This window comes from Qipengyuania polymorpha (assembly GCF_019711435.1).
In the GTDB taxonomy this organism is placed as follows: Bacteria; Pseudomonadota; Alphaproteobacteria; order Sphingomonadales; family Sphingomonadaceae; genus Qipengyuania; species Qipengyuania polymorpha.
In genome coordinates, this window is the sequence record NZ_JAIGNK010000002.1 from 623,446 (window position 1) to 648,856 (window position 25,411).

The window sequence follows — 25,411 nt, forward strand, 5'->3', positions numbered from 1 at the left end:
CCAAGAGGCACGGCATGTGGACCTATTACCCCGATCTCCTCGCCCGGCCCGTGCCCCGTTACACGAGCTATCCCACCGCCGCCGAGTTCGGCAGTCTGGAACCCGATATCCACCGCCACGCTCTCCGCACGGCAGAGGGCGACATATCGCTCTATGTCCACATCCCCTTCTGCGAGAAAATCTGCTTTTACTGCGGCTGCAACACCGCTTCATCGGGGCGCCGCCAGCGGCTTGAAACCTATCTCGCCGCGCTTCACCGGGAAATCGGACTGGTGGCCGCAGAGCTGCCCAAATCCGCGCGGATCCGAAGGATTGCTTTCGGAGGAGGCAGTCCCAACGCCATCACGCCCGACGATTTCCAACGGCTCGTCGATGCGCTCTTTTTCAACCTGCCCGTGGTCGAACCGGTGTTGTCGATCGAACTCGACCCGCGGACGATGACGCGCGAATGGGCCGAGGTCATCGAGCGGGTCGGCATCGAGCGTGCCAGCCTTGGCGTTCAGACGTTTTCGCCCGAATGCCAGCAGGCCATCGGCCGCGTGCAACCCGAGGAATGCATCGTGCAAACGGTCGACTGGCTGCGCGAGGCGGGAGTGACCTCGCTCAATTTCGACCTCATGTACGGCCTGCCGGGCCAGTCGATGCACGATCTCGAAGACAGCCTGCAGCGCACGCGCGTGCTCGGGGCCGACCGGGTTGCGCTGTTCGGCTATGCCCACGTCCCGCACATCGTGCCGCGCCAGCGGGCCATCGACGACAGCAACCTGCCCGGCCAGCAGGAGCGATTCTCCATGGCGCAGATGGGCTACGGCTATTTCGCGACGCATGGCTATGCGCCGATCGGGTTCGACCATTTCGCCAGGCCCGGGAGCGATCCGCTCGCGAGGGCAGCGCTCGACGGAACGCTGCGGCGCAACTTCCAGGGCTTCACCGACGACCAGAGCGAGGTGCTGATCGGCCTCGGCGCATCGGCCATCAGCAGCTTCCCGCATGTGCTGGCGCAAAACGAAAAGAACAGCGGGCGCTATCGCATGCTGTCTTCGCAGGACTGCCTGTCGGCCAATCGCGGCATCCAGCGCAGCGCCGAAGACCGCTACCGTTCTGCCGTCATCGAGAACCTCCTGTGCCAGGGCCGCGCGCGGCTGGGCCGGCGCCTGATGCGCGAAGCCCACGAGGGGCTGCAGCCCTTCCTCGAGCGCGGGCTTGCCTCGATCGACGGGCAATGGCTCGCCATCCCTCCCGAAGGCCTGCCCTATGCGCGCTCGATTGCCGCGCTCTTCGATGCCTACCGCCAGCCTGCCGCAAGGAAATTCAGCTCGGCAATCTAGCCGCCCCTCTGCACCGAAAAATCACGGCGGAATGAAAGCGCGAGACATTCGGGCCGGTTTGTCCGCCTGCCTGTTCGAAGAACACGGCTTTGACGCCGCCCCCGCTTTTCGGGGGCAGGACTTTCCGTTCTCGGTTGAAGTATAGGCACAAACGCAACACTATTGCTTTTGGCGGCGCTACATGTATCTTTTATAACCTCAATCGAAAACAAATCGGTCGCATATTGCTCAACGGGGGTAATGGCATGCGGCTGAACACCCGCTCGATATCGCTGGAGGTCAAGCCTTCGCACGAGGACAAGCTCGTGCGACTGCTCGTCGACCTGCGTGGCGGGAGGTCGGTCGGGCGCGAAGGTGAACCCGGTCACTATCCCGATATACTGGCGCGGCTCCCGACCTGCCATTTCCTTTCCATCTGCATGGTAGAATCGAGCGATTACGATCCGCTGCTCGTCATCGAGGCAAATTTCGATGGTCCCGAGGGGCCCTTCTGGGCGCAATTGCAGGCGGTTCTGGGAGAGGCCCTGCGCGAAGCCCTGCGCTGCTGCAAGCGCCCTCTGGACGACACTGCCGAACTCTACGATCTTGTCACCGCTCACCGGTCACGCCGCGATCCTGCCCCTTTCCTCGAACGTCATGTCATGCGCCCCAAGGCGTTCTTCCATGGCAATCGCGGATTGCCGCGCGAACGGATCCTCGCCGAGAAAGCACTCGCGGAAGCCGTCGAGCAGCGGCTGCATGACGGCGGCGGCGCGTGGAACGGGAAATCCTCGGAAGACGTGCGCCTCGCCTTGCGATCCCAGCTGATGCCCCGGTTCGAGTGGCTCGGCCAGAAACCGGCCGCGCGCATCCCCTTGGGCGAAAGCTTGCTCGACTGGGCGAAGCTCGCAGCCGTCCTGTTCCTGGTGCTGCACCTCGCCCTCGTCCCGGGCGCGATACTCGCGGCACTTCTGGGAAACACCGCACTGGGCGTCTTGCTAGCGCTCGTCGCCGTTCCGGTCTGGCTTTTCTTCACCCGCTACCGGCGACCCGCGGGGGACGTCGGCACCTCCAGCTCCAACACCTTGCTATCGCTCGCCCGTACCAATGCCTTCAAGATTATCGGCGCGCTGGCCGTCCTGTTCCTTTTAAGCTGGCCGGTCAGCGCCAGCGTCAATCTTGTTGCGAAGGACATGGCCTGGCCGGAAGCGTGGCAGGCATCGGCGCGCCAGCTGGCATGGGGCATCGTCTGGCTCGTGGCCGTGCTGGTCCCTGCCGCACTCATCTGGATGCGCTATCTGGAAAGACACGACTCCAGCCAGGACGGGCCGGTCACCGATCCTGTTGCCCTGCGCCAGATGAGGGAGATGGAAGACTGGATCCCGCAAAACCACATGGTCTCCGTGGTTTCGCTGCGCCCGCAGATACCGCGCAGGGCGATGTCCTACATCGGCACTCCGCTCATCCATCTCGCGCTGCGGGCAGCGGTTCGTGACGGGTACCTGGGTTCGATGCGCACGATCCACTGCGCGCAATGGGCCTTCGTCAACAACGGCTCGCGGCTGCTGTTCCTGAGCAATTACGACCTGAGCTGGGAATCCTATTTCGACGATTTCATCGAGAAGGCGCACGAAGGCGTCACCGCCGTGTGGTGCGGGAGCGTGGGCTTTCCCCCGGTCACCATGATCATCGAGGACGGTGCCGCGCATGGGCGGGCGTTCAAGAACTGGGCGCGGCACAGCATGTCGCCGACCCGGTTCTGGGTCAGCGCCTACCCCACGCTCACCGTCGACCAGATCGAGCGCAACAACCGCATCGCAAACGGGTTGTGCGCAGCCAGCCTTCCGCCGGCGGCGGCCCGGCAATGGGCGGACGACCTGTGAGCGACAAGAACCTCGACGGCAGCTCGTGGAAGCTTGCAAAGTCGCATGCCCACGAGGTGCAAGGCATGGTGGTCAGCGGCTTCAGCCACCTTCCGATCTCGCAGACCTTGCTGCTGCAGTTCAAATGGCCCGGAACCGCCCATGGCGGGAAATGGCTCCAGAAGCTGGAGAAAGTGGCCCCCGTCACACCTGCCGACGGCAAGCAGGATTCCTCGGTCTCGCTCGGAATTACCGCGACGGGCCTGCGCAAGATGGGTGTCGGCGAGGAGATCCTCGCCGGCTTCTCGCAACCCTTTCGCGAGGGGATGTTCCAGACCGACCGGATGCGGCGGCTTAACGACCGGGTCGGCAAGGACTGGAGCGAATGCGTCATCAAAGGCGGCCCGCTGTGGAGCGCGAATACGCCCTTCGACCATGCCGGCGATGGTTCAGGCCAGCTTGCCAATCTGCCGAGGCGCGACAGCATCGAGGTCGAGACCGAACTTACCGTCCATGCCATCCTCATCATTCACTGCAAGGAGGCACCGGAGGCCGCCGCTTGGGCGCAAAGGACTGCCGATGTTCTCAAGCAGTGCGATGTCGACGTGGTCCGGGCGAAAGAAACGACGCTAGGTTTCGACGGCGAAGGCATGGTGCGCGAGCATTACGGTTTCGTCGACGGCCTCTCGCAGCCAATTCCGTGGGACGAGAAAGCGGTCCACGATGCCCCTCCCGAGCCGGACCCCGTCAACGGCATTGCCCTGGGCGATGTCCTGCTGGGCCATGTCGACGGCCATCACGAGGTGACCAAGGGACCTCTGGTCGAAAGGCAGGGCAAAGGCCTCGCAGATCCGGACGATAAAGAGGGCTTGGACCTTTTGTTCAACGGAACCTACCTGGTGGTGCGCGAACTCAGGCAGGACGTTGCCGGCTTCTGGAAGAGCGCCAAGCGCATTGCGCGTTCGATGGGCCCCGACCCCAAGACCGGCAGGCCATTCGGTGAAGACTGGGTTGGCGAGCGTGTTATCGGACGTTCGATGGCGGGCGACGTGCTGCGCCCCGGCGGGGTGCTGAAGCGCAAGGACCCGGCGGTGCCCGACAACGACTTTCTCTACTTCGATGACGATCGCGCAGGGCTGGGCTGTCCGCTCGGGTCGCACATCAGGCGCGGCAACCCGCGCGACGGGCTGGCGACCAAGCCATCCCAGACAAAATCCCTCCTCGCATCGAGCAACCGGCACCGGATTATCCGGCGCGCGAGGAAGTTCGGACCCTATATCGAAGACCGCATGGTCGATGACGGCGTCGAACGCGGGTTGATGTTCGGGGTCATCAACGCCGATATCGAGCGGCAGTTCGAGTTCGTGCAGCAGACCTGGATGATGAGTCCCTCTTTCAGGACGCTGTTCGACGAGACGGACCCGCTGCTCGGCCCCAAGTCGCACTTCAGCATGGGCGCAGAGCCGGTGCGGCGCCGCGTCACCGTCCATAACCACACCAGGCTGGCTGGCGGCGATTACTTCTTCATGCCCAGCCTGCCGGCAATCGAATGGCTCTCGCGGTTATGACCCGGACTGGTGCTCCCATCCTGCGCAACCGCACCGGCAAGCTCAAGCAATGGGTGATGAACCGGGTGCGGGCTGCGTTGCCGGGATTGTTCGCGGCATTTCGCCGCCTCTGGCCGATTGCGAAAATCGGCTCGGTGCATGTCGTCACGCTCCATGACGACGTGCGTGAGGTCCTCCTCACCGACAAGGCCTTCAAGGTTCCATATGCGAAGAAACTGGTGGTGCTCATGGAGGGGCACGAGGCCTTCATCGGCATGCAGGACACTGACGCCTACCGCTCGCAACTCGGCCGCCTCGAGTCGCTGGCGCGCCCGGAGGACATGGATTGGCTGGCCGATGCGACCGAGCAAAGGGCCGAGGCCATCGTGGCTGCATCGGGTGGCCGGCTCGAAGTCGTCGACACACTGTTCCGGACAGTGACCTTCGACATCCTCGAGGACTATTTCGGCGTCACGAAGCCAGAAATCGGGGACATGCGGATATGGTCGACCCGCATGTTCGAATACCAGTTCCTCGGGTCGGACGAATCGCTTTACGAGGAAATCGAGTGGATGGCCCCCGCGCTGCTGCGCCACATCGAGGATATCATCGAGAAACGGCGTGCGAGCGGAGACTTCAGCCAGAAAGACCTGCTCGGCCGCGCGCTTGCCCTCCAGCAGCAGGGTGAAAAAGGCTGGGACGACCTCTTCATCCGGACCATGCTGTCCGCCCTCGTCATCGGCGGGCCGCCACAGCCGCCCATGGTCCTGCCGCAGGCGCTGGAACAGCTGCTGCGCCGGCCCGATGCCCTCGCATCCGCGCAAAAAGCAGCCCGCGAGCCCGACGAAGCGCTTACCTTCGGACATATTTTCGAAGCCTTGCGCTTCGACCCCATCTCCCCGATCCTGCCACGCGAGGCGACCTGCGATTGCGTCATCGCCCAAGGTACGAAGCGGTCGCACAAGGTCGCCAAGGGAGACAAGGTGCTTGCCGCCATCCAGTCTGCCATGTCCGACCCGCGGCGCATCCCCTCCCCAGGCAGCTTCATCCCGACGCGCCAGCCCCATGAATATCTGCACTTCGGCCTCGGCCTTCATGAATGCTTCGGCAGGCATATAAACCGGGCGATGTTCCCGGCCATCTGCGCGCCGCTGCTGCGCCGCAAGAACCTGCGGCGCGCGAAGCGCCCGGCGGGCAAGCTCGCCTATGAGGGCTTCTTCCCTGCTTCGCTCACGGTAGTTTTCGACAAGGACTGAGTATCGCCGCCACCGTCACTCGGCGGACGCGATTGCCAGGCATTCCTCCACCATCCGCTGGTGTTCGGGAACGCGCATGAGGGCAAGACCGCCGATCGCGCCACCGGACGCATCGAGCTTGGAGTAGACGTCCCTGGCCTCCTCGACACGTTCGAGCTTGACCAGGGCAATGGCGAGCGCCGCCAGTGCATCGCCCTGCGGCGATATCTCGACGACCTTCTCCAGCATGTCGGCGGCTTCTTCGTAGCGCCCCAGCTGGATCAGCCCGATCGCATGGGGGATGGCAATGAGATGGCCGATACCCGACTTGGGATTGACCGCCAGCGAGGTCTTGGCACGCTCGATCCCGCGTTCGGCATTGCCGGCGGTCACGTCCATCCAGCTGCCCCAGATCAGGCTGCCCGCATCGCAGGGATTGATCTCGATCGCCTTGTCGGTGAGCTGGTGTGCCAGTTCGATCTTGTGCCCGACGCAGTTGAGCGCGGGCCCGCACAATCCAAAGACGCGCTCGTCGGCACCGGGATCCTTGAGCGCGATCTCGCAATAGCGGATCGTCCGTTCCCGGCTCATCTCGCGATCGGAAGTCCAGCCAAGCAGGAACTGGAACCCGTTTGCCAGCGCGGCCATCGCCGCCGCCCACGAGTTCTCCGGCTCCAGTTCCAGTGCACGTTCGGCGAGCGTGAGCACCGTAGCAATCGACTTCGGCTCGATCCGCCGGATGAGCAAGTTGGCCTGGTAATAGATATCGCGGATGTCGCGCGAGGGCTGGTGCCTCGCGCGATAGGCCTCGGCATCCGAAATCGACACGCCGATATTGCGCGCCACGGCGCCGGCAATCCGGTCCTGAAGTTCGAAAATGTCGTCGAGATCCTCGTCGAACTTCTCGGTCCAGACCATCCGCTTTTCGATCACATCGTCGAGATGCGCGATGAAACGCACGCGCTGGGCGAAACGCTGGATGGTACCGCTGAGGAAATACCGCACGCCAAGCTCTTCGGCCACTTCCTGCGGTGGACGGTCGCGGTTCTCGGGATGGAGCGAAGTCACCGACGACAGCACGAAGAACTCGCCGAAGCGGGCAAGCGCGACCGTGATTTCGTCCGCAACGGCATCGGGGAACCATGGCTCGGTCTTTTCGCCGACCTGCTGGAACGGGACAACGGCGATGGACGGCTTGGACGAGAGGCTTTCTGGCAGTTCGCGCGGGATCCGGCTTTCCTGCAATCCTGAAATTTCCCAGGGCCGGGTCCCCATCCTGGCCACGGGCGCATCCTCGACCACCAGTTCGGTTGCCTTCAGGGGCTCTTCTTCCGCAGCGACCTGGCGGATCGGCGCAACCAGCCGGTATCCCCGGCCATAAACGCTTTCGATAATGTGCGAATTGCGGGGCGTGTCGCCCAAGGCACGGCGCAGTTCCTTGATGACCGAGGTCAAAGCGGATTCGGACACATGCGTCCCGTCCCAGACGGTCTCGAACAGCGTATCCTTGGTCAGCAGCTTGCCGTCGCACTCGATCAGCGCTTCGAGCACCTGATAGGCCTTGTGGCCAAGGTGCACGGGTCCCTGGGGTCCGACGACCCGTTCATCCTCGCGATCCAACAGATAGCGATCGAACTGGACTCGCTGCTCGGCTGCGATGCCTTCCTCCGTCATTGGCAGTTCCCGAATGACGCGACCGGACCAAATTTATTGCAATTCCCGCGCCGGTTCAACGTGAATCGGACGGCGAATACGTACCAAGGTGAACCTTTGCCTCGCCTCCGTCAACGGACACAGGGCCGGTGCAACAGCCTCTGCAGGCGGCTTAAGGCACGGCAAATTCAAATTCGCCGAATTCTGGAAAGATTCTGGGACAGAGTCTTTCCACCCCTGCCTCAGGATGCCCGGTTCGGTCGGCCCTAGAACAAAATCACCGGCAAACAAGCCGCCCCTATCAGGAGAAAGATCCATGCTTGCCAAGGCCCTTACCACCATCACCGCCGCCCTGATGACCCTGTCGGTTTTCACCGCCACCGTCTCGGCGATGAACCTTGCCGCCAGCGCAAATCCGACTGCGCAGGCGAACCGGTAAGCCGGGACCTCCCGCAGATCCCTTCACCCAGCATCCCAAGCCTTCACCCGGAGTACCACCATGATCAGCAAGACCGTGTCCATCTTCACCGCCCTTTTCGTCACGATGTCGATTTTCAGCGGGACCGTTTCGGTCATGACCTACTCGGCAAGCGATAATGCCGGACAGTTCAGCCAGTCTTGAACCCGGGACTATCTGCAGGTTGTGCCCCAAAGACAAAAGCGGGTCGCGAAGGCTGAGCCCCCGCGACCCGGTATCTTCGACCTGGTCGACAGATCAGAAGCTGAAGCCGACCGTCACGCTGGCACCCAGCGCCTTGTAATCGTCCTCGCCGATGCCGTCGTAATAGCCAGACAGGCCGAAGCGCACATCGTCGGGCGAACGCACATCGATCCCGACTGCCGTCTTTCCGCGCAGGCCGTTTTCGACAGGTGAGAAGGCGTTGGCGCCGAAGGTCAGCAATCCTTCCACCTTTGCATAGGGCGCCGTGGCCCAACCGTCGGCGGTCTCGGAGAAGTAGTCGATCCGCGGGCTGAAGGCGACTTCGCCTTGGTCGACATCGAAATCGTCGATCCGCACACCGAGCGCATCGGTGTAGCCTTCGACGCCTTCGCGCAGGTAACGCACGCTGGCTTCGGGCCACAGGGTGAAACCTTCACCGAGCGCGACATCGCCCGAGGCGGCCAGGGTCGCGAACAGGCGGGTGGTGTCGAAATCGCTGACGAAGGTACCCAGGGGCGAGACCGAGTTCGACGATTTGCCGTAGGCCACGCGCGCATCGATGTAGAACTGCTCGTCGAAGCGGGCGGTGAGGTAGGGGCCGGCCATCCAGCCGCTGCCCTGAGCCTCGCCCGCGCCGAGCGTTTCGTCATCATTGTCGAAATCGTCGATCTGGAACAGCGCGCCGACGAGCAGGTTCTCGCTGACCACATAGTCCGCACCGATGAAGCCGGCCTTGAAGGTGCCCTTGTTGCGGCCCAGCGTGACGTCGGCCATCTGGCCTTCGAACCAGATATCGAACTTGCCTTCGGCGGCGCCGCCCATGCCGAGCGTGTTGCGGGTCATGGCAAGGCTGCCACGCACCACCGTCTTGTCGCCGTCGATGCCGACCTGCATCGGCAGCTTGTCGCCCCCGGGAAGTGCCATTCCGCCGACCGTCGCCTGGCCTCCTTGCGGAGCGCTGCCGCGCAGGCGGTCGATGCGGCGCTGGCGCGAAGGTTCGGCGCCCATCAGCAGCGCGTTGCGTCCGCCGAGGAATTCGCTGATCGCCTGGGTCGCGGCGCTACGCGTGTCGCTCAGCTCCACTGTGCAGACGAGGTCTTCGCTCGGCGAAAGCTCGATGTCGATGCTGGAATTGGCGAGCGAAACCGCGCTGTCGGTGTCGTTGCAGTCGAGCGCGGTCAGGGCGTAGCCTTGTGCCCTGAGATCATCGACCGAGAAGCTGTAGCTACCGGCAGTGACCTGCGAAACGCTTGCGCTGCCCTGTCCGCCGCTTGTCGTAATGGTCGACGCGAGGCCCGGTACATTGGTGGTGTAGGCCACCGTCGTATCGTCGCCCACCACGCGCTGGACGATCGTGATGGTCCCCTGCGCCCGGATTGCGATCCGCACCGTGTCGGGCGCGCTGTCGACCTGCCCGTCGTTGACGACGAGCTGGAAGACGAGGTCCTCCGTCCCGGCAACCAGCGGCGCTGCAAAGCTGGGCGTTGCGGTGTTGGCACCGGTCAGCGTGACCGAAGTGCCGGAGACCTGGGTCCAGCTGTAGCTCAGGGCATCGCCTTCAGGATCGCTCGAGCCGTTACCGTTGAGCTGCACGCTGGTGCCGCTGTCGATCGGCCTCTGGTCGCTTCCCGCATCGGCGATCGGCGCGGTGTTGGGCTCCACAGTAATGGTGACCACATCGCTCGTCTGGCTGTTGCCGTCGTCGACCGTTACTTCGAATTCCAGGACCTGTGCGTTCGCAGTGCCGATCGGTGCGATGAAGCTGGCCGTACCATTGCCGTTATCGGCCAGCGTGACGCTGGTGCCCGACAGCTGCGTGAAGCTGTAACTCAGCGGATCGCCATCGACGTCGGAGGAGTTGGTCGCGTCGAGAATGACCGAGGTCAGGCCCGCGACCGTCCGGTCCATTCCGGCATCTGCGAGAGGGGCCGAATTGGCGAGGACGAGGTATTCGACCTGGTCCGTCGAACTTGCTCCCAGCGCGTCGGTAACGGTCAGTTCGAAGACCAGCGTTTCGTCCACCGTGATACCGGCAGGGGCACCGAAGGTCGTCTGCGCTGCCGAGGGCTGCGCGATGGCCACACTCGTGCCGCTGACTTGCGTCCAGCTGTAGGTCAGGGCGTCGCCATCGGGATCGAAGGAGCCGCTGCCGTCGAGCGAGGCCTGGCTTCCCTGGCTCACCGTCTGGTCGGTGCCGGCATCGGACGCCGGGGCCACGTTTGCCGCGACCGTCACGGTTACTGATTGCGTGTCCTGGAGACCCGAGGGATCGGTCACTGTCAATTCGAAGGTCAGCACCTGTGCGCTGTTGGTCTTGGCCGGGGCCTGAAAGCTCGCGACGGCCTGGCTGGAGCCATTCAGGGTGACCGAGGTGCCACCGGTCTGGACCCAGTCATAACCGATCGGGTCGAGCTGCGGATCGGACGAGGGCGAACCGTCGAGGGTGACGGTCTGTCCGCCACTTGCCGAAACCGATGTCGCGGCAACTGCCGCCACGGGCGCCGTGTTGTTCGCCGGGATGACAGTCACGGTAGCCGTGGTCATATCGCTCGCACCGAAGGGATCGGTCACGGTCAGTTCGAAGACGAGATCCGTCCGGACATTGCTGGCAGGGGCAGTGAAACTTGGCATCGCCGAGGCCGGGTCGGACAGGGTGACCGCCGGACCGGAGACCTGTTGCCAGCTGTAGGTCAGCGCCTGGTTTTCAGGATCGCTCGATCCGCTTGCATCGAGGGTGAAGCTGTTCGTCTCCACCACGCTTCCCCCGGACGCGGCCGCGCTCGGGGCAGCGTTGGTCGTATTGGGAATTGCGTTCGCAGCCGCGGCACATTCTCCGCCTGCTGCACGCATGGCGGCGGGATCGAGCGGTGTCTGCGCGATGGTCACATACTGCGTGCCGGTAGCCGTCGGGATATTGTCGATGACGGAATAGTAGAGCGGCGAGAAACGCGCGTCGTCTGCGGTTATTCCGCGGATCGAGGCCGAGAGGGTGCGCGTTGCCGTACTACCCACGGCAATCAGGTCGCTGCTTCCCATATCAAGGCGCGCGTCGACATTCCCGTCGGTGACGCGCACCTGGAATTCGTCGCTGTTGGCAGGATTGTCCGCAGTCGTGCCGGTTATGGCGAAGGTGGCGTTGATCATGCAGCGCCCCCCGGCGCTGGCGTAGACCAGATTTCTCGGCGTGGTGCTGGTTGCAGCCTGGGCGCTGCCAGCCATGGCGATGGCAACGGCCGAGGCCGATCCGAGGACGAGACTGCGTTTGGCAAATTTGGAAATGTTCATGTTGAGACCCCTGGTTGAAAAGGTCCCGGGCGATTGGCAGCCAAGCGCAGGCATCGGCATATCCCAGATGGGATAGTGATGCGGTTTTCTCAGTCGCGGCTTAAGATTTCAGCAAGCTTTCGGGGCGCGTCGACGAGGAGGAAACTCCCCGCATCGTCGAAGAATTGCGGTTCCGGCAGGCCCAGTCGCCGGGCTATCGCTTCGACGAGGGCCGGCCCCATATTCGCATCCTCGCGCCCGTAGAAGAGAGTGAGCGGCACGTCTCTCGATACGAGCAGCGGCGACCAGTCGCTTGCCCATGTCTGCATCGTGTCGATGGCCCCGTCGATGGAGCTGGCAAGGGCATAGCTGGCCGAACGACGCATGACGCTCACCACCTCGGGATGGCGCACTGCGGCCAGTTCGCGCTCGTGGCCCTCGTAGAAATTCTCGACGAAACGGGTGAGGTTTCCCTTGCCGACAGAGGCCAGCATGCCGCGCTGGTACATGCGTGCAAAGGCCGGCGAGGCGCGCACCGCCCTTATCGACAGGCGATGGCTCATCGGAATGAGCGCCATCTCCGCATCGTTGCCGATAGGCAGGAACGCGCCGAAGCCGTAGGCGCGCGAGAAGCGCTGCGGAACGTAATGCACGGCAGCTGCCATATAGGGCGCGCCCGCCTGGGTTGCGAAACAGCGGGCCTGCTCGATCCCGAGGCGGTCCAGCCACAGGGCGATATCGCGCGCGAAGTCCTTCGTTCCGTCCAGTCCGAAGCCGCTGCCCGTGGTGTCGCCATGGAATGGCCGCCATGGGGCGAGGATGCGCAGCCCCCGCTGGCGAAAGGCGCGTTCGGCGGAATTGGGAAGCAGCGCGCCTTCGAGCGGGTGGAAGAACACCACCGGCTTGCCGGACGGATCTCCCAGCTCTTCCCACGCCAGCGAGCCCTTGTCCGTCTGCATCACATGCGCGCAAACATGCTGCGCCGTGGCTGTCCGTCCGGCGTTACCTTCCAGCGTGCCGACGAAACCCGCATAGAGGAGCAGCACCTCTTCCTTTGAGCGCACCGCCAGTTTGCGCTGCAGCACCTTCATCTGGTTGCGAACCGTCCCGAGGGACCGTGCACGGCTGTCGGCAAAACTGCGCAGGGTCCCGCCGCGGACGAGATGGCGCAGCATCATGGTTTCGACATCGGACAGGCCGAGCGCATCCTGGAAAGCCACGCCGTGCGCGTCGTCCCATTGCATGCGAAGGGCGAAGAAGCGGATCTGCTCCGGTTCCCCCTCGTCCGTCATGCGGCGCACCACGAACCAGCTGCCGTCCCCGTCATCCTCGCGGCAGTGCAGCCGTACGAGGCCCGGCTGGCCGTCGCGCGGGATCCGGTCGCGTTCGGCAGACCCGCGCGCGATATTGTCGAGCGCCCAGTCGGGCAGGAATTCGCCGGGTACGAAGCGCGTCTCGTCAAGCAGGGTGCAGTTGCAATGAAGGACGCGTAACGTGCCGTCGATGGCGAGATCGCAGTCGAAATCGGCACCCGGCCTCGTGTCGAGCGATGCGAGGGCCTCGGCACTCAAGGGATACATCTGGTCAATGATGTCGGCAGCATTGGCGAGATGCGCCTCGAGCGCGCGTGGCGGCTCGCGCGGGTCCCTGCCGAGCGTACCGAGCAGCTCTATAACGCTGTCGGGCCGCGCAATGGCAGCGTAGGTCTGCGCGACGATATCCTCGATACCCGCCGAGTGCATTTTGTCGGTCATGTGAGCGTTGCGATCCGCTGGACTGAGTGTCTGCGCAGGAGGCTAGCGGCGCGCCGACCAAGACCGGAATATCCCATTTGGGACATGGGGTCCGATTTCGCCCTGCGCTAATCGGCAGGACGCGACCCGGTAATCAAACTGGGCGGGACTAAGTTGCGACCCGACACGATGCCTGTCATCGTGAGTCCCGCCGGGGCCACCCGCCTAGTGTCGGGTGGCCCATTTTTTTGACAGGCGAAGTCCCGCAACGGGGGCTCGCCGGGCAGGGTTGCAAAGATGATGGACCAGCCAAGCGAGAGAAGCCGCCTGATCGCCGCGATCTACGCGGTTGCGCACGATCCGGCACGCCTGCTCCTCCTGCGCCCGTCACTCGCGCTGCTCGCCGACAAGGGCGTGCTCCACGATCCTTCCGCCGACCTCGCGTTTCATTTCGAGCAGGCCGACCGCCTGCTGGCCGAGAGCGGGGCCGCCGGAGCCGGCGCGACACAGCACGCAGCGCCCAAGGATATCATCCTCGACGGACGTTTGGTCCTGCAAGTGCCGAGTGCCGCCTTGTCCAATGTGAGGCCGGGCGACTTCCTTCCCGACGAGACCTGGCAGGCCGACCGCGGCGGGAAGGACCGCGACATCGTGAAGGCCGTGAGCGCCGGATTGCAGGAACAGGCCATCATCAGCCTGTCGCTGGACGGAGACGAACAGCGCCCCATCCTGCATCTCGTCTTTCGGACGCCCGGGCGCTCGGAGACCGTTACCCTGCGCCCCATACCCCTGCGATGGGACCGCGACAGCGCGGCGCGCTTCGCCGACGATTTTGCGCTGACGGGCGCCGAGCAGGCGATCCTGCGCGAAGTGCTGGAGCGGGGCAGCCTGCGCTTGCTCGCCGAAGAGCGGGGGACCTCGCTCGGGACGGTCCGCAACCAATTGAAGCGCCTTCTCGCCAAGCTTTCGCTCGGCTCGCAAGGCGAGCTGATTGCGCTGTATGGCGGTTATCGCGAAGTGCACAAGCTGCGCCCGGAAGGCCTGCCGAAGGAAGTTCAAGGATCCTCGCAAGGCAGCTTCCTCCTGGGCGGGATCGATGTGCGGGTCGAATTCTACGGTCCGGCGACGGGACGGCCCGTCCTCTATTTCCATCCCCTATTCGGAGGACCTTTCCTGCCTGAGGAAACGGTCGAGGCGTTCGTCGCCGCTGGCCTGCGCATCATCGCACCCTGGCGCCCCTATTGCGGCCGCACAGCCGAGGAAGGCAGCGGTGTGCCGATGGCGCGCGAATTTGCCCGGCGCTGCGCGCAATTGCTCGACATACTGGGTGTGGAGCGGGTCACCGCGCTTGCCGCCTCGGGAGGGACGGCTTTCGCCCTGGCCTTTGCCCAGAACCATTCGGAGCTATGCCGGAAAGTCGTCATTGCGGGACCGGCAATCCCCATCGCGACCGACGCGGATCTTGCCCAGCTTGGGCTCGGCCATCGCTTGCCCTTGCAGCTGGCACGACGACTGCCTGCCGCGATGCGGCTCTACGTGCGCGCCGTGGTCGCCAAGATCCGCAAGGGGCTCGATGCCAATTATCTCGACACCTTCTTTCGCGATGCCCCGGCGGACCATGCCTTTGCCGCCCGGCCGGCAATTCGCGAGTTCCTGCGCACCGCCATGCTGGAGATTTTCCAGCATGGCTTCCGGGCTGCGACAGAGGAACTCGAGCTTTACGCCATCGACTGGAGCGAACTTGCCGAATCTATCGAAGTCCCTGTCACGATCCTGCGCGGGGTCGACGACAAATTGGCAAACAGGGACCTAGCAGACAGCTTCGCTGCAAGACACGGATTCCGGGTTTTGAAGTCCATCCCGGATTCAGGCAGTTTCCTGGTTTTCCAGGACACCGGACGGGTCGTTTCGCAACTGGATGGCGACCTTGCGGAATGACGGCAAGGCAGGGATGTGTTTTCCCGGCGATGACCTGGACGTCGTCCGTCACGCGTAAGCGAAACTGGCAGATGCGCCCCCGTTGCCCAACATCGAACGCCATCGTGTGATACATAGATATGCGTCACAGTCAGTCGGCGACCGCGTGGTAGATCGCTGTAAATCAGCAGCTTTTCAGAAAGTGGTGCCGCTTACGTGACTCGAACACGTGACCCCATCATTACGAATGATGTGCTCTACCAACTGAGCTAAAGCGGCACATTCCCAAGCGAGGGAAGTGGAGGCCCGAGCCGGAATCGAACCGGCGTGCAAGGATTTGCAGTCCTCTGCGTAACCACTCCGCCATCGGGCCTCGCCCCGGCCTTTCGACACGGGAAGCGGCCCACTAGCGATTCTCCTGCAGCATTGCAATCGCCTTACGTAACGTCAGTCTGGACGAAGCGAAAAAGCCGCGCGATGAGGGGGAATGAGCATTGCCAGCCTGACCGACCCCATCACGCCCCAAGGCGGGCACACGAGCTTCGATAATCTCGACCACTGGATGCAGGGGCGCACGCTTTACGGCGGGGCGTCGGCGCTGATTGCCTACACTGCCGCGGTGCGGGCGTTCGCCGACCTGCCCCCGTTGCGCGCCGGACAGGTCGCCTTCGTCGCGCCGACCGGTCCGGAGGTCGAGCTGAAGCGCGAGATTGTGCGGCAGGGGCGCAACGTGGCGCAGGTGCGAAGCGAAATCTGGTGCGAGGGCAAGTGCACGCTGAGCGCCTTCTGGCTCTTTGGCACGACCCGCGAACCCAATGCGACCCATCCTGCCGCACGAGTTTCCGACTGGCCCGGCCCGCCCGAGGAGGCCGAAGCCACCATGACCGGCAAGGGTCCGGCCTTCATCCAGAACAATTTCGAGCTGCGCAAAGCGCAGGACATCAGCGGACGGGGAGAACCGGTTGTCCGTCGCTGGGCCCGGCTTGCCGACCGCGAGGGGCTGGACCCGGTGAGCGAACTCATCCTGCTGGGCGATGTCCTACCGCCCGGTGCGATGCGGGCGATGCAGAGGCAGGGGCCGATCAGTTCGATCAACTGGTCGTTCAACCTGCTCGACACCGCCCCGGAAACGCGCGACGGGTGGTGGCTGTCGGAGAATGCCAGCCAGCATGCGGCCGGCGGCTATTCCAGCGAGCGGCTGCGGCTATGGAATGCCGAGGGAAGGCAAGTGCTCGACGGGATGCAATGCGTGGCGATTTTCGGCTGACATCCGCGCTTCTGCACAGGGCCGTGCGACGGACTGTGCGACCAGTGGAGTGAAGCGAACCCCGCGCGGCTTGCAATCCGGCCCGAAGCGGGCATTTTCCGGCATGGATCAGGACAAATGCCGAAAATCAATTCAAGACCAGCCAGTGTGCTAGCCGGCCTCGCTGTGTTGCCCTGCCTTGCAGCGGCGGCTTCCGTGTCGGCGCAGGAAGGCGAATTGGGGCCACCCCCTGTCATCGTCCTCGACGTGCCGGATAGCATTCCCGAATGCCCCGTTGAGAGTGAAGCGCCTTTGGAGGCGCAAGCCGAAAGCTTCGTGATGCCAACGACAGGTGTCATTTTCACCCTGCCGACCGATGAAGGGAAGCCCGAACCGGAGCCTTGTGTCGAGCCCGGCCCTCCCCCTCCCGTGAGACCGCCGGCGCCGAGCCTGTTTCGCATGGTCGCACTCCCCATCGGCAACGGGGCAAACGCGATGCTGAAGTGGGACGTGGCGCGCGAGGTCGACCTGATCGCGCAATCGGGGCCTTGGGACGAATTCCTCGCGCAGGCGAACCAGGTGACCGGCGGCAATCCGGTTGCGATGGTGAACCAATGGGTCAACTGGCGCGTGCGCTACGAGGATGACCGGGGCGGCGACCAATGGGCGAGCGCGCCCGCAACGCTGACGCGGGGCTATGGCGATTGCGAGGATTTCGCGCTGGCGAAGATGGCCCTGCTCGAGGCGCTGGGCGTATCGGCGGACGACATGTATCTCGTCCTGCTCGAGGACCGCCAGAGGACCGACCATGCAGTTCTTGCCGTAAGACAGGACGAGCGCCTGCTGATCCTCGACAACCGCACTGACAAGGTTTTGCCCGCGTCGATGGTTCGCGACTATACGCCGACCTTCGGTTATTCGGGGCCCTTCGCCTGGACTTACGGGAAAGCCTCGCGCTGATTGCCTAGACGTCGGTGAACTTCGGCGCGCGTTTTTGCATGCCAGCCATGACCGCCTCGATCTGGTTCGGTTTGCGCATCACGGCGGCCTGCTCGACGCTTTCGGCCATCAGGATGTCGTCGCCCGATTGTTCGAGCATCGCCTCCGACAAGCGTTTCGCGCCGCGGATGGCTTCGGGATTACGGCTGGCAATCTCGTTCGCGATGTCGTTCGCCTTGCCCAGCGGGTCTTCGGTGACGAAGGTGGCGAAGCCATATTCGAGCGCGTCCTGCCCGCTGAATTCGCGGTTGGTGTAGACCAGTTCGCGCAAGGTGTCGTCGCGCACATTGCCGCGCCACAGGTGGTAGCCGCCCATGTCGGGGACGAGGCCCCACTTCATTTCCATAACCGCCATGCGCGTTGCCGGATGGACCACGCGGATGTCCGCTCCGCTGGCGATTTGCAGCCCGCCGCCAAAACATACGCCGTGGACCGCAGCGATGACGGGAACGGGGCATTTGCGCCAGGTCATGGCGACTTCCTGGAAGGTGTTGGCATTGCCGTGCGTGCGCTCGGTCAGGGGCTTGCGCTCCCCGTCGGGTGCGGCGGTGAAGCTCGATACGTCGAGCCCGGCGCAGAACGCCCTGCCCTCGCCCGCCAGCACCACCGCGCGCAGGCCCTTCATCTCGCGCAAGTTTTCGCCCGCTTCTATAATCGCCTCGAACTGCGCCGGGTCGAGCGCGTTCATCTTGTCGGGGCGGTTGAAGCGGACCTGCGCGACACCGTTGTCGGCAAGGTCAATCGTAACGCGGTTCTCGGCTGTCATGGGGCTGGGTAATCCTCGGCTGCTCTGGCCGATAGTCCTGCGTTATCGGCCCCGCCCTGTCCACCCGTAGAACGTCGCTGCGCGGTTTCGTGCCCACGCAATAGCCCCCGCCTTCATGCGTTCGCACTATCCAGCCGACATTGCTGACAGCCAGCTTGGCGCGCAGCCGCGAGACATGCACTTCGAGCGAATTGGTTTCCGGTTCGTGGCTGAGGCGCCAGACGTCGCGCAGCAATTCCTGCTTGCCGACCGGGCGATGCGGGGTTTCCGCCAGCCGCCACAGCAGCGCAAATTCGCGCGGGTGGAGGCCGACCCACTGGCCCTTCACCTGCGCGTCGCGGTGGAAGAGATCGAGCGTGACCGGCCCTATGCGCTGCTGGCGCGGTATCTGGCGCTCCAGCCCTTCCAGTTTGAGCAGGCGCGCGGCCAGCTCGATGTGCGCCACCTGCGCCGGCAGCGCATCACCAAATCCTTCGCCGATAAGCTGCGCGCGAACTTCGGGTTCCTCGACACCGACGGCTATCGCGCTCTGCTTGCAAGGAAGGTCCGCCCAGTCGGAACAGCGATAGCCGATGCGCCAGTCGAGCAGGATGGGGATGCCGCGCCGTATGCTCGGCACGCGAAATTCCGGGTGGAGCCGCCAGGCCAGCATGCGCAAATCCCACCGCCCCGGGGGCTCTGGCGCGACCGACAGCCATGTGTATTCAGCAAGTTCCACGGGCTACTCCATAGCCCTCCCGCCAGTGAGTTGCACAAGCAGAGCCAGCGTAAAACCGATATTCCGGTGGACTACCTATAAGGGCTTTACCTGAGGTTTACCCTGCCCCTCCTTATCGGGCGTTATCGGTGAGGAACTTCTTGATGTTGCGGGCAGCCTGCCGGATGCGCTGCTCGTTCTCGACCATGGCGATGCGCACGTAACCCTCGCCCTCTTCGCCGAAACCGACACCTGCGGCCACGGCGACCTCGGCCTCCTGCAGCAGCTTCTTGGAAAACTCGAGGCTGCCCATGTCCTCGAAGCCGGGCGGTAGCTTGGCCCAGGTGAACATGCTGGCGGGCGGCGTGGGGATTTCCCAGCCTGCACGGGTGAAGCTTTCAACCATCACGTCGCGGCGCGACTGGTAGCGGGCGCGGTTCTCGGCGACCACATCCTCTGGGCCGTTCAGCGCAGCGCAGGCGGCGGCCTGCACGGGGGTAAAGGCGCCGTAATCGAGATAGCTTTTCACCCGCGTCAGCGCAGCGATGAGCTTCTGGTTGCCGACGCAAAAGCCGATGCGCCAACCGGCCATGGAAAAGGTCTTGGACATGGAGGTGAACTCCACCGCCACGTCCTTTGCACCCGGCACTTCGAGGATGGAACGGGTCGGCTTGCCGTCATAATAAAGCTCGGAATAGGCAAGGTCGGAAAGAACCCAGACCTCGTTGCGCTTCGCCCATGCAACCAGCCGTTCGTAGAAATCGAGGTCGACCGTCTCGGCGGTCGGGTTGCTTGGGTAGTTGACCACCAACACCGTCGGGCGCGGCACGGTGTAGGCCATCGCATTGTCGAGCGCCTTCCAGTAATGCTCGTCGGGCGTGGTTGGCACGCTGCGGATGGTCGCGCCAGCTATCATGAAGCCATAGGTATGGATGGGATAGGCCGGGCTCGGCGCGAGGATCACATCGCCCGGCGCGCTGATGGCGGTGGCCATCGAGGACAGCCCCTCTTTCGACCCCATGGTGACGACGACCTCGCGTTCGGGGTCGAGTTCGACCCCGAAGCGGCGCTCGTAATAATTGGCTTGTGCGCGGCGCAGGCCGGGGATGCCCTTGGACTGCGAATAGCCATGCGCGGTCGGTTTCTGCGCCACCTCGCACAGCTTGTCGATCACATGCTGCGGCGGCGGCTGGTCGGGATTGCCCATGCCGAGATCGATGATGTCGCGCCCCGCCTGCCGTGCCGCATGGCGCATCGCGTTGACCTCGGCGATGACATAGGGCGGCATGCGTTTGATGCGGTAGAATTCGTCGGACATTTCGCCTCGTGTGTGCGTTGTTTCGTCACACTGATTACCTATTCGCGTCCCAAGCGCAAAGATACTCGCTATTGCAGCGCGACGAATTATCTTGGACGCCCGAGAAGAGCCGCTTTCACGGCCAGAGGACATAGATGACCGAAACGCCCGACCCGTTCACCAATCTCTACGAACACCCTGCCAAGCTGATGCGCGCCATGTTCGCGCCGATGACCGGCGGCATGGACCCGCAGATGATGATGGGCGAGGCTCCGATGAAGCCCGAGGATGCGCAAGCTTGGGCTGAGACGGGCGCGAAGCTGCAAACGCTCTGGGCGCAATACCAGGCCGAGCAGATGAGCAATCCGCAGGCGCTGGTCCCCTATTTCGATCCGGCGCGCTGGATGGCACTGGCGGGCGACTGGTACAAGCAAATGCCGATCGCGCAGGCCGAACAGCAGAAAGCCCTGTGGGAAGAGGGCATGCAGTTGTGGAACGAGGTGCTCGGCCAGTACGGGCTCGGCCCCAAGGCTGGCGCGAAAGCCGAAGGCGATGTCGAATTGCCGCGTAAGGACCGCCGCTTCGCCGACGAAAAGTGGCGTGCCCACCCGGCCTTTGCGCTCATCCACCAGACCTATCTCTTCCTCGCCGAGCGGGTCGAGGAAATGGCCGACAATATCGACGGCCTCAATCCGCAGCAGCGCGAGCAGCTGAAGTTCACCACCAAGGCCATCACCGAGGCAGCGAGCCCGGCCAACTTCCCGCTGCTGAACCCCGTAGTGATGGAGCGCACGCTCGAGACCAAGGGCCAGAACTTGGTCAAGGGCATGGAGCACCTGCTTGCCGACATGCGCCGCGGGCAGCTGAGCCACACCGACGCCAGCGCCTTCACGCTGGGCGAGAATATCGCCACCACGCCGGGCAAGATCGTCCACGAAACGCCGCTTTACCAGCTCATCCAGTACAGCCCGACCACCGAGAAGGTCATGGCCACCCCGCTGGTGATCTTCCCGCCGTGGATCAACCGCTTCTACATCCTCGACCTCAACGAGAAGAAGAGCTTCGTGCGCTGGGCGGTCGAGCAGGGCGTGACCGTGTTCATGGTCAGCTGGAAGTCGGCAGATGCGAGCATGAAGGACGTCATCTGGGACGACTACGTCCGCGCGCAGATGGACGCCATCGACCATATCCGCACACGGCTCGACGTGCCGAGTGTCCACGCCATCGGCTATTGCGTGGCGGGCACGACGCTGGCCGCCACGCTCGCGCTGCTCCATCGCCGGGGCGAAGAGGACAAGGTCAGGAGCGCCACCTTTTTCACCGCGCAGGTCGATTTCGAAAAGGCGGGCGAGCTGCTCAACTTCATCGACGACGGCCAGCTCGGCACCATCAAGGCGCTCTCGCCCGACGGCTATCTCGACGGGCGCTACATGGCGGCGACCTTCAACCTGCTGCGCGGCACCGACCTCATCTGGAACTACGTCGTCAACAATTACCTTCTGGGCGAAGACTATCCAGCCTTCGACCTGCTGCACTGGAACGGCGACGTCACCAACCTGCCCGCCAAGTGGCACCAGCAGTATTTGCGCGACCTCTACCGCGACAACCGGCTGGTCGAGGCCGATGCGCTCGAAGTCGATGGCACACCGGTCGACCTCGGCCTCATCAAGACGCCGACCTATGTCCAGGCGGGCAAGGAAGACCACATCGCGCCGGCCGAGAGCGTGTGGCGGATGAAAGAGCACTTCACCGGCCCGCTCAAATTCGTGCTCGCCGGTTCGGGGCACATCGCGGGCGTCGTCAATCCGCCCTCCTCGGGCAAGTACCAGTATTGGCTCAACGATGGCGAGCCCCGCAACCTCGCCGAATTCCGCGACGGCGCCGTTGAGCACAAGGGTAGCTGGTGGCCCGACTGGGTAGAATGGCTGCGCGAACAGGACGGTGAAACCGTGCCTGCCACGGGCAAGCGCAAACCGGGCGGCAAGGGAGACAAGGTGGTCGAAGACGCTCCGGGACGCTACGTCGCCACGCGTTGATTCGCGTATCGGGAGGGAAATCGCGTGACACCATGCAAACGCGCGCTGCTAGGCTGCGGCGCAGCGCTGATGACTGTACCGGCAGCGGCGCAAGTGGAATTGCTCGACATCGTGTTCCTCGAATTCGAGTTCGAGGCACGCATGGCCGCCGATATCGCGCTGGCCGATGTCGATGGTGACGGTGACCTCGACGTGCTGGCCGCCAACGGACGGCACTGGGCGCAGCCCGACTTCGCCTATCTCAACCACGGTGACGGCCGCCTGCTCGAGGCGCTGCCCATCGGGCGCGGTCCCTCGGCAAGCTATCGCCTCGAACCCGGCGACTTCGACGGGGACGGCGATATCGACGTGGTCATGGTGCGCGACACGCTCCCCGCCCTCGCCTTTGCTAATGACGGCGGGGGCAATTTCACGCTGACGGGCGCGTTGGAAGGCAGTGGCGGCGCCGCGCGCAGTTCCATCACCATCGACGCGAACGGAGATGGCCGTCCGGACATCGTCATGGCACGCAGGCGCGGCGAGGACTTGCTGTTCCTTGGTCTTGGCGCGATGAAATTTGCCTCCGCCACTCCGATTGGCGGGACCGATGGCCCCTCGACAGGCCTCGCCGCCGCCGACTTCAATGGCGATGGTCATGCCGACCTCGCCATCGCACAGCGCGAAGGTGTGGCCAGCCTGCTGTTGCTCGGAGACGGTAAAGGCGGTTTCGCGCCACGCGACCTGCCAGAAACCGCAGGAGACAACCGCAAGCTGATCGCCGCCGACATGGACAGTGATGGCGACATGGACATCGTTCTGGGTCAGGGTGACGGGTCCGTCGCGCTGCTTGCCAATGACGGCAGCGGGAGCTTTGCCACGCCCAGCGTGCTGTGGTCGGGTGACAATTCGGTGCAGGCACTCGCGAGTTTCGATGTCGATGGCGACGGTGACCAGGACCTCGCCGTCGGAGTCGAAGGCAGCAACAGCCTCCTGCGCAATGATGGTACCAGCTTCGCACGCCTGCCGCTCGATGAGGCGGAAGCCGATACCTACGGGATTGCGATTGGCGACATGAACGGCGACGGGCGGCCCGATATTGCACTTGCGAATTCGGAATCGGCTAACAAGATAGTGTTGAACCGGACCAGTCAGGCACCGGAATAGCGGATACCCAACCCGAATTGTGATGTAACCCGCTGAAAACACGCCTCGTCGCGCCTTATTGTGCACTGCACAAAAAATCCTTGACTTCGCAGCTGCAATGCCTATTTTGTGCAGTGCAACATAAAGCGAGGTTATTCCCATGGCCGAGAGCCAGACCAAAATCGATGCTGCTGCCGAAAAGGCTTATGCCGAGGCTGCCGAGAAAAAGACTGCCGAGGTAAGCCTCAAGGCCGTCGAGAAGGCTGTCGAAGCTGACCAGACCGCTCCGGTAAAGACCGACAAGGTCGCCAAGGCCGTTGCAGCGAAGCCGAAGAAGGCGCCCGCCAAGAAGAAGGCGGCTCCTGCCAAGGCGAAGAAGGTCGCTGCCAAGAAGGCTCCGGCAAAGAAGAAGCCGGTCGCCAAGAAGGCCGCTCCGAAGAAGGTCGCCGCCAAGAAGGCTGCACCTGCCAAGAAGCCGGCCACCACGACCTCGACCACACCGATTACCAAATTGAAGGACACCATCATGGCCACTGCCAAGAACGCTAAGACCACCGACTACACCTCCAAGGCGAAGGAAATGGCTGCCGACATGCAGACCCGCGCCAAGGCTGCCTACGACAAGGGCACCGAACTGACCAAGGACGCCGTCGAATTCCAGAAGGGCAACTTCGAAGCCCTCGTCGAAAGCGGCAAGATCCTTGCTTCGGGCATGCAGGACATGGGCCGCACCTATGTCGAAGAAGCCAAGTCGGCTGCCGACACCGTCCAGGGCGACGTCAAGAAGATGGCTGCCATCAAGTCGCCGACCGAGCTGTTCCAGCTGCAGGGCGAAATCGCACGCCGCAACTTCGACGCGATGGTCTCGACCACCTCGAAGAACACCGAAGCCATGCTCAAGCTCGCCAACGAAGCCTTCGCTCCGCTTTCGAGCCGCATGAGCCTCGCTGCCGAGAAGGTCCGCAAGGCCGCTTAATTAATTCCAAGCTTCAACCCGCCGGGCATCTCTCTCCTCTCTCCCTTGCCCGGTAGTTGGAAACGGCGGGTCGGATGGCACCATGTGTCGTCCGGCCCGTTTGCATTTGGACGAACCCCTGCCCTGCGCCGAACTCTCGTTTCGGCGCATCATGGTTTCCACGCTTGCGATTTGCGGATTCGATACGATATTGGCGCCCTGAAATGACCCATCCCTTCCGCCTCCACACTATCCGTGCCGCCGAAAACGGTGACGACGATACGCGCGAAGGCGACGGTCAGGTCGCCATCGCCACCAAGACGCGCGCAAAGCCCAAGAAGCCCAGCCAGTACAAGGTGCTGCTGCTGAATGACGACTACACCCCGATGGAATTCGTGGTCATCATCCTGAAGCGCTTCTTCCGCATGGACATGGAAGAGGCGACACGCGTGATGCTGCACGTCCACCAGAAGGGCGTGGGCGTCTGCGGCATCTTCCCTTACGAAGTCGCCGAGACCAAGGTGAACCAGGTGATGGACTTCGCGCGCCAGAACCAGCACCCGCTCCAGTGCACACTGGAAAAGGCCTGAGGGAATCGCCTTCCTCGGCCATCCCGAACCCGACCCGGTCGGCGAAGGACAGGAAAGCGTCTGGGACTATCCCCGCCCCGCCATTGCAGAGCCGACCGACAGGCATATCGTCATTCGCCATCGCGGCGTGACGCTGGCCGATACGCAAGAAGCATGGCGCACGCTGGAAACCAGCCACCCGCCGACCTATTACCTCCCGCCTGCGGGTGTGGAGACACAGTTCCTGACCTCGAACCCGCAGCGCTCAATGTGCGAATGGAAGGGGCAGGCCCGCTATTGGGACGTAGAGATCGGCGGCGATTTGCTCACCGCGGCCTGCTGGAGCTATCCCAACCCGACCGGCTCCTTCACCCCAATTGCTGGCTACTTCGCCTTCTATCCCGAACCCTTCGACGAATGCCTTGTCGACGGCGAGCAGGTTATACCGCAACCGGGAGGCTTCTACGGCGGATGGATAACCAGCCGCGAGGCCGGCCCGTTTAAGGGCATTCCGGGCAGCCGTTTCTGGTAAGGCCCGCCCGAGG

General features: G+C 63.7%; 20 protein-coding genes and 2 tRNA genes. 14 read left to right on the plus strand and 8 right to left on the minus strand.

Going from position 1 to position 25,411, the window contains the following annotated elements:
* Window positions 1-14 precede the first annotated feature (14 nt).
* The 4 genes from hemN to K3152_RS08310 all read left to right on the plus strand — a co-directional run bounded on the left by hemN (window position 15) and on the right by K3152_RS08310 (window position 5,972).
* On the plus strand, window positions 15-1,328 hold the full coding sequence (hemN, locus tag K3152_RS08295) for an oxygen-independent coproporphyrinogen III oxidase (RefSeq protein WP_221573617.1): 1,314 nt from the start codon (window positions 15-17) through the stop codon (window positions 1,326-1,328).
* A 245-nt stretch (window positions 1,329-1,573) separates the two neighbouring features.
* On the plus strand, window positions 1,574-3,190 hold the full coding sequence (locus K3152_RS08300) for a hypothetical protein (protein WP_221573618.1): 1,617 nt from the start codon (window positions 1,574-1,576) through the stop codon (window positions 3,188-3,190).
* A complete protein-coding gene (locus K3152_RS08305; protein ID WP_221573619.1) occupies window positions 3,187-4,737 on the plus strand; it encodes a Dyp-type peroxidase in 1,551 nt (516 codons plus the stop codon). Before K3152_RS08300 ends, K3152_RS08305 begins: the two co-directional genes overlap by 4 nt.
* Window positions 4,734-5,972, plus strand: coding sequence for a cytochrome P450 (locus tag K3152_RS08310; protein WP_221573620.1), 1,239 nt, complete (start codon window positions 4,734-4,736; stop codon window positions 5,970-5,972). The genes K3152_RS08305 and K3152_RS08310 overlap by 4 nt, the downstream gene beginning before the upstream one ends.
* A 15-nt stretch (window positions 5,973-5,987) precedes the next feature.
* On the opposite strand, the gene K3152_RS08315 is transcribed toward K3152_RS08310, so the two are convergent.
* Window positions 5,988-7,625 (minus strand): winged helix-turn-helix domain-containing protein, encoded by a 1,638-nt coding sequence (locus K3152_RS08315; protein WP_221573621.1) that lies wholly within the window; start codon window positions 7,623-7,625, stop codon window positions 5,988-5,990.
* A gap of 295 nt (window positions 7,626-7,920) precedes the next feature.
* Here K3152_RS08315 and K3152_RS14265 point away from each other — a divergent pair, with 295 nt between their 5' ends.
* Together K3152_RS14265 and K3152_RS14270 are read left to right on the plus strand one after the other, a co-directional pair.
* Complete coding sequence (locus K3152_RS14265) at window positions 7,921-8,043, plus strand: hypothetical protein (protein ID WP_282098349.1); 123 nt, start codon at window positions 7,921-7,923, stop codon at window positions 8,041-8,043.
* A 60-nt stretch (window positions 8,044-8,103) separates the two neighbouring features.
* Entirely contained in the window at window positions 8,104-8,226 is a 123-nt protein-coding gene (locus K3152_RS14270; protein ID WP_282098350.1) for a hypothetical protein, read from the plus strand.
* A 93-nt stretch (window positions 8,227-8,319) separates the two neighbouring features.
* Here the strand turns inward: K3152_RS14270 and K3152_RS08320 are convergent, their stop codons facing one another.
* Window positions 8,320-11,550, minus strand: coding sequence for an autotransporter outer membrane beta-barrel domain-containing protein (locus K3152_RS08320; RefSeq protein WP_221573622.1), 3,231 nt, complete (start codon window positions 11,548-11,550; stop codon window positions 8,320-8,322).
* 89 nt (window positions 11,551-11,639) lie between these two features.
* Entirely contained in the window at window positions 11,640-13,283 is a 1,644-nt protein-coding gene (locus tag K3152_RS08325; protein ID WP_221573623.1) for a bifunctional helix-turn-helix transcriptional regulator/alpha/beta hydrolase, read from the minus strand.
* A 276-nt stretch (window positions 13,284-13,559) separates the two neighbouring features.
* Between K3152_RS08325 and K3152_RS08330 the strand changes: the two genes are divergently transcribed.
* Entirely contained in the window at window positions 13,560-15,200 is a 1,641-nt protein-coding gene (locus tag K3152_RS08330; protein ID WP_221573624.1) for a bifunctional helix-turn-helix transcriptional regulator/alpha/beta hydrolase, read from the plus strand.
* A 182-nt stretch (window positions 15,201-15,382) separates the two neighbouring features.
* Here the strand turns inward: K3152_RS08330 and K3152_RS08335 are convergent.
* Both K3152_RS08335 and K3152_RS08340 read right to left on the minus strand, forming a co-directional pair.
* Window positions 15,383-15,458: transfer RNA gene (locus K3152_RS08335), tRNA-Thr, on the minus strand.
* Window positions 15,459-15,478: 20 nt separating this feature from the next.
* Window positions 15,479-15,552: transfer RNA gene (locus tag K3152_RS08340), tRNA-Cys, on the minus strand.
* A gap of 114 nt (window positions 15,553-15,666) precedes the next feature.
* Here K3152_RS08340 and K3152_RS08345 point away from each other — a divergent pair.
* Both K3152_RS08345 and K3152_RS14125 read left to right on the plus strand, forming a co-directional pair.
* Entirely contained in the window at window positions 15,667-16,446 is a 780-nt protein-coding gene (locus K3152_RS08345; RefSeq protein WP_221573625.1) for an acyl-CoA thioesterase, read from the plus strand.
* 438 nt (window positions 16,447-16,884) lie between these two features.
* On the plus strand, window positions 16,885-17,385 hold the full coding sequence (locus K3152_RS14125) for a transglutaminase-like cysteine peptidase (protein ID WP_247713275.1): 501 nt from the start codon (window positions 16,885-16,887) through the stop codon (window positions 17,383-17,385).
* Window positions 17,386-17,389: 4 nt separating this feature from the next.
* Here the strand turns inward: K3152_RS14125 and K3152_RS08355 are convergent, their stop codons facing one another.
* From K3152_RS08355 to K3152_RS08365, 3 genes are all read right to left on the minus strand, one after another.
* Window positions 17,390-18,190, minus strand: coding sequence for a crotonase/enoyl-CoA hydratase family protein (locus K3152_RS08355; RefSeq protein ID WP_221573627.1), 801 nt, complete (start codon window positions 18,188-18,190; stop codon window positions 17,390-17,392).
* The gene (locus tag K3152_RS08360) at window positions 18,162-18,908 is read right to left on the minus strand and encodes a winged helix-turn-helix domain-containing protein (RefSeq protein WP_345719781.1); all 747 of its coding nucleotides are present in this window, start codon (window positions 18,906-18,908) and stop codon (window positions 18,162-18,164) included. The genes K3152_RS08355 and K3152_RS08360 overlap by 29 nt, the downstream gene beginning before the upstream one ends.
* Window positions 18,909-19,020: 112 nt before the next feature.
* Window positions 19,021-20,205 carry an LL-diaminopimelate aminotransferase gene (locus K3152_RS08365; RefSeq protein ID WP_221573628.1) on the minus strand — a complete coding sequence of 395 codons (1,185 nt, stop codon included), beginning with the start codon at window positions 20,203-20,205 and terminating at the stop codon, window positions 19,021-19,023.
* A gap of 134 nt (window positions 20,206-20,339) precedes the next feature.
* Between K3152_RS08365 and K3152_RS08370 the strand changes: the two genes are divergently transcribed.
* From K3152_RS08370 to K3152_RS08390, 5 genes are all read left to right on the plus strand, one after another.
* Complete coding sequence (locus K3152_RS08370) at window positions 20,340-22,220, plus strand: PHA/PHB synthase family protein (protein WP_221573629.1); 1,881 nt, start codon at window positions 20,340-20,342, stop codon at window positions 22,218-22,220.
* A 24-nt stretch (window positions 22,221-22,244) separates the two neighbouring features.
* Entirely contained in the window at window positions 22,245-23,363 is a 1,119-nt protein-coding gene (locus K3152_RS08375) for an FG-GAP repeat domain-containing protein (protein ID WP_221573630.1), read from the plus strand.
* Between the two features lie 139 nt (window positions 23,364-23,502).
* Window positions 23,503-24,318, plus strand: a complete 816-nt coding sequence (locus K3152_RS08380) for a phasin family protein (protein WP_221573631.1) — start codon at window positions 23,503-23,505, stop codon at window positions 24,316-24,318.
* A gap of 203 nt (window positions 24,319-24,521) precedes the next feature.
* Window positions 24,522-24,887 carry an ATP-dependent Clp protease adapter ClpS gene (gene clpS, locus K3152_RS08385; protein WP_221573632.1) on the plus strand — a complete coding sequence of 122 codons (366 nt, stop codon included), beginning with the start codon at window positions 24,522-24,524 and terminating at the stop codon, window positions 24,885-24,887.
* 4 nt (window positions 24,888-24,891) lie between these two features.
* A complete protein-coding gene (locus K3152_RS08390) occupies window positions 24,892-25,398 on the plus strand; it encodes a DUF427 domain-containing protein (protein WP_221573739.1) in 507 nt (168 codons plus the stop codon).
* Window positions 25,399-25,411 lie beyond the last annotated feature (13 nt).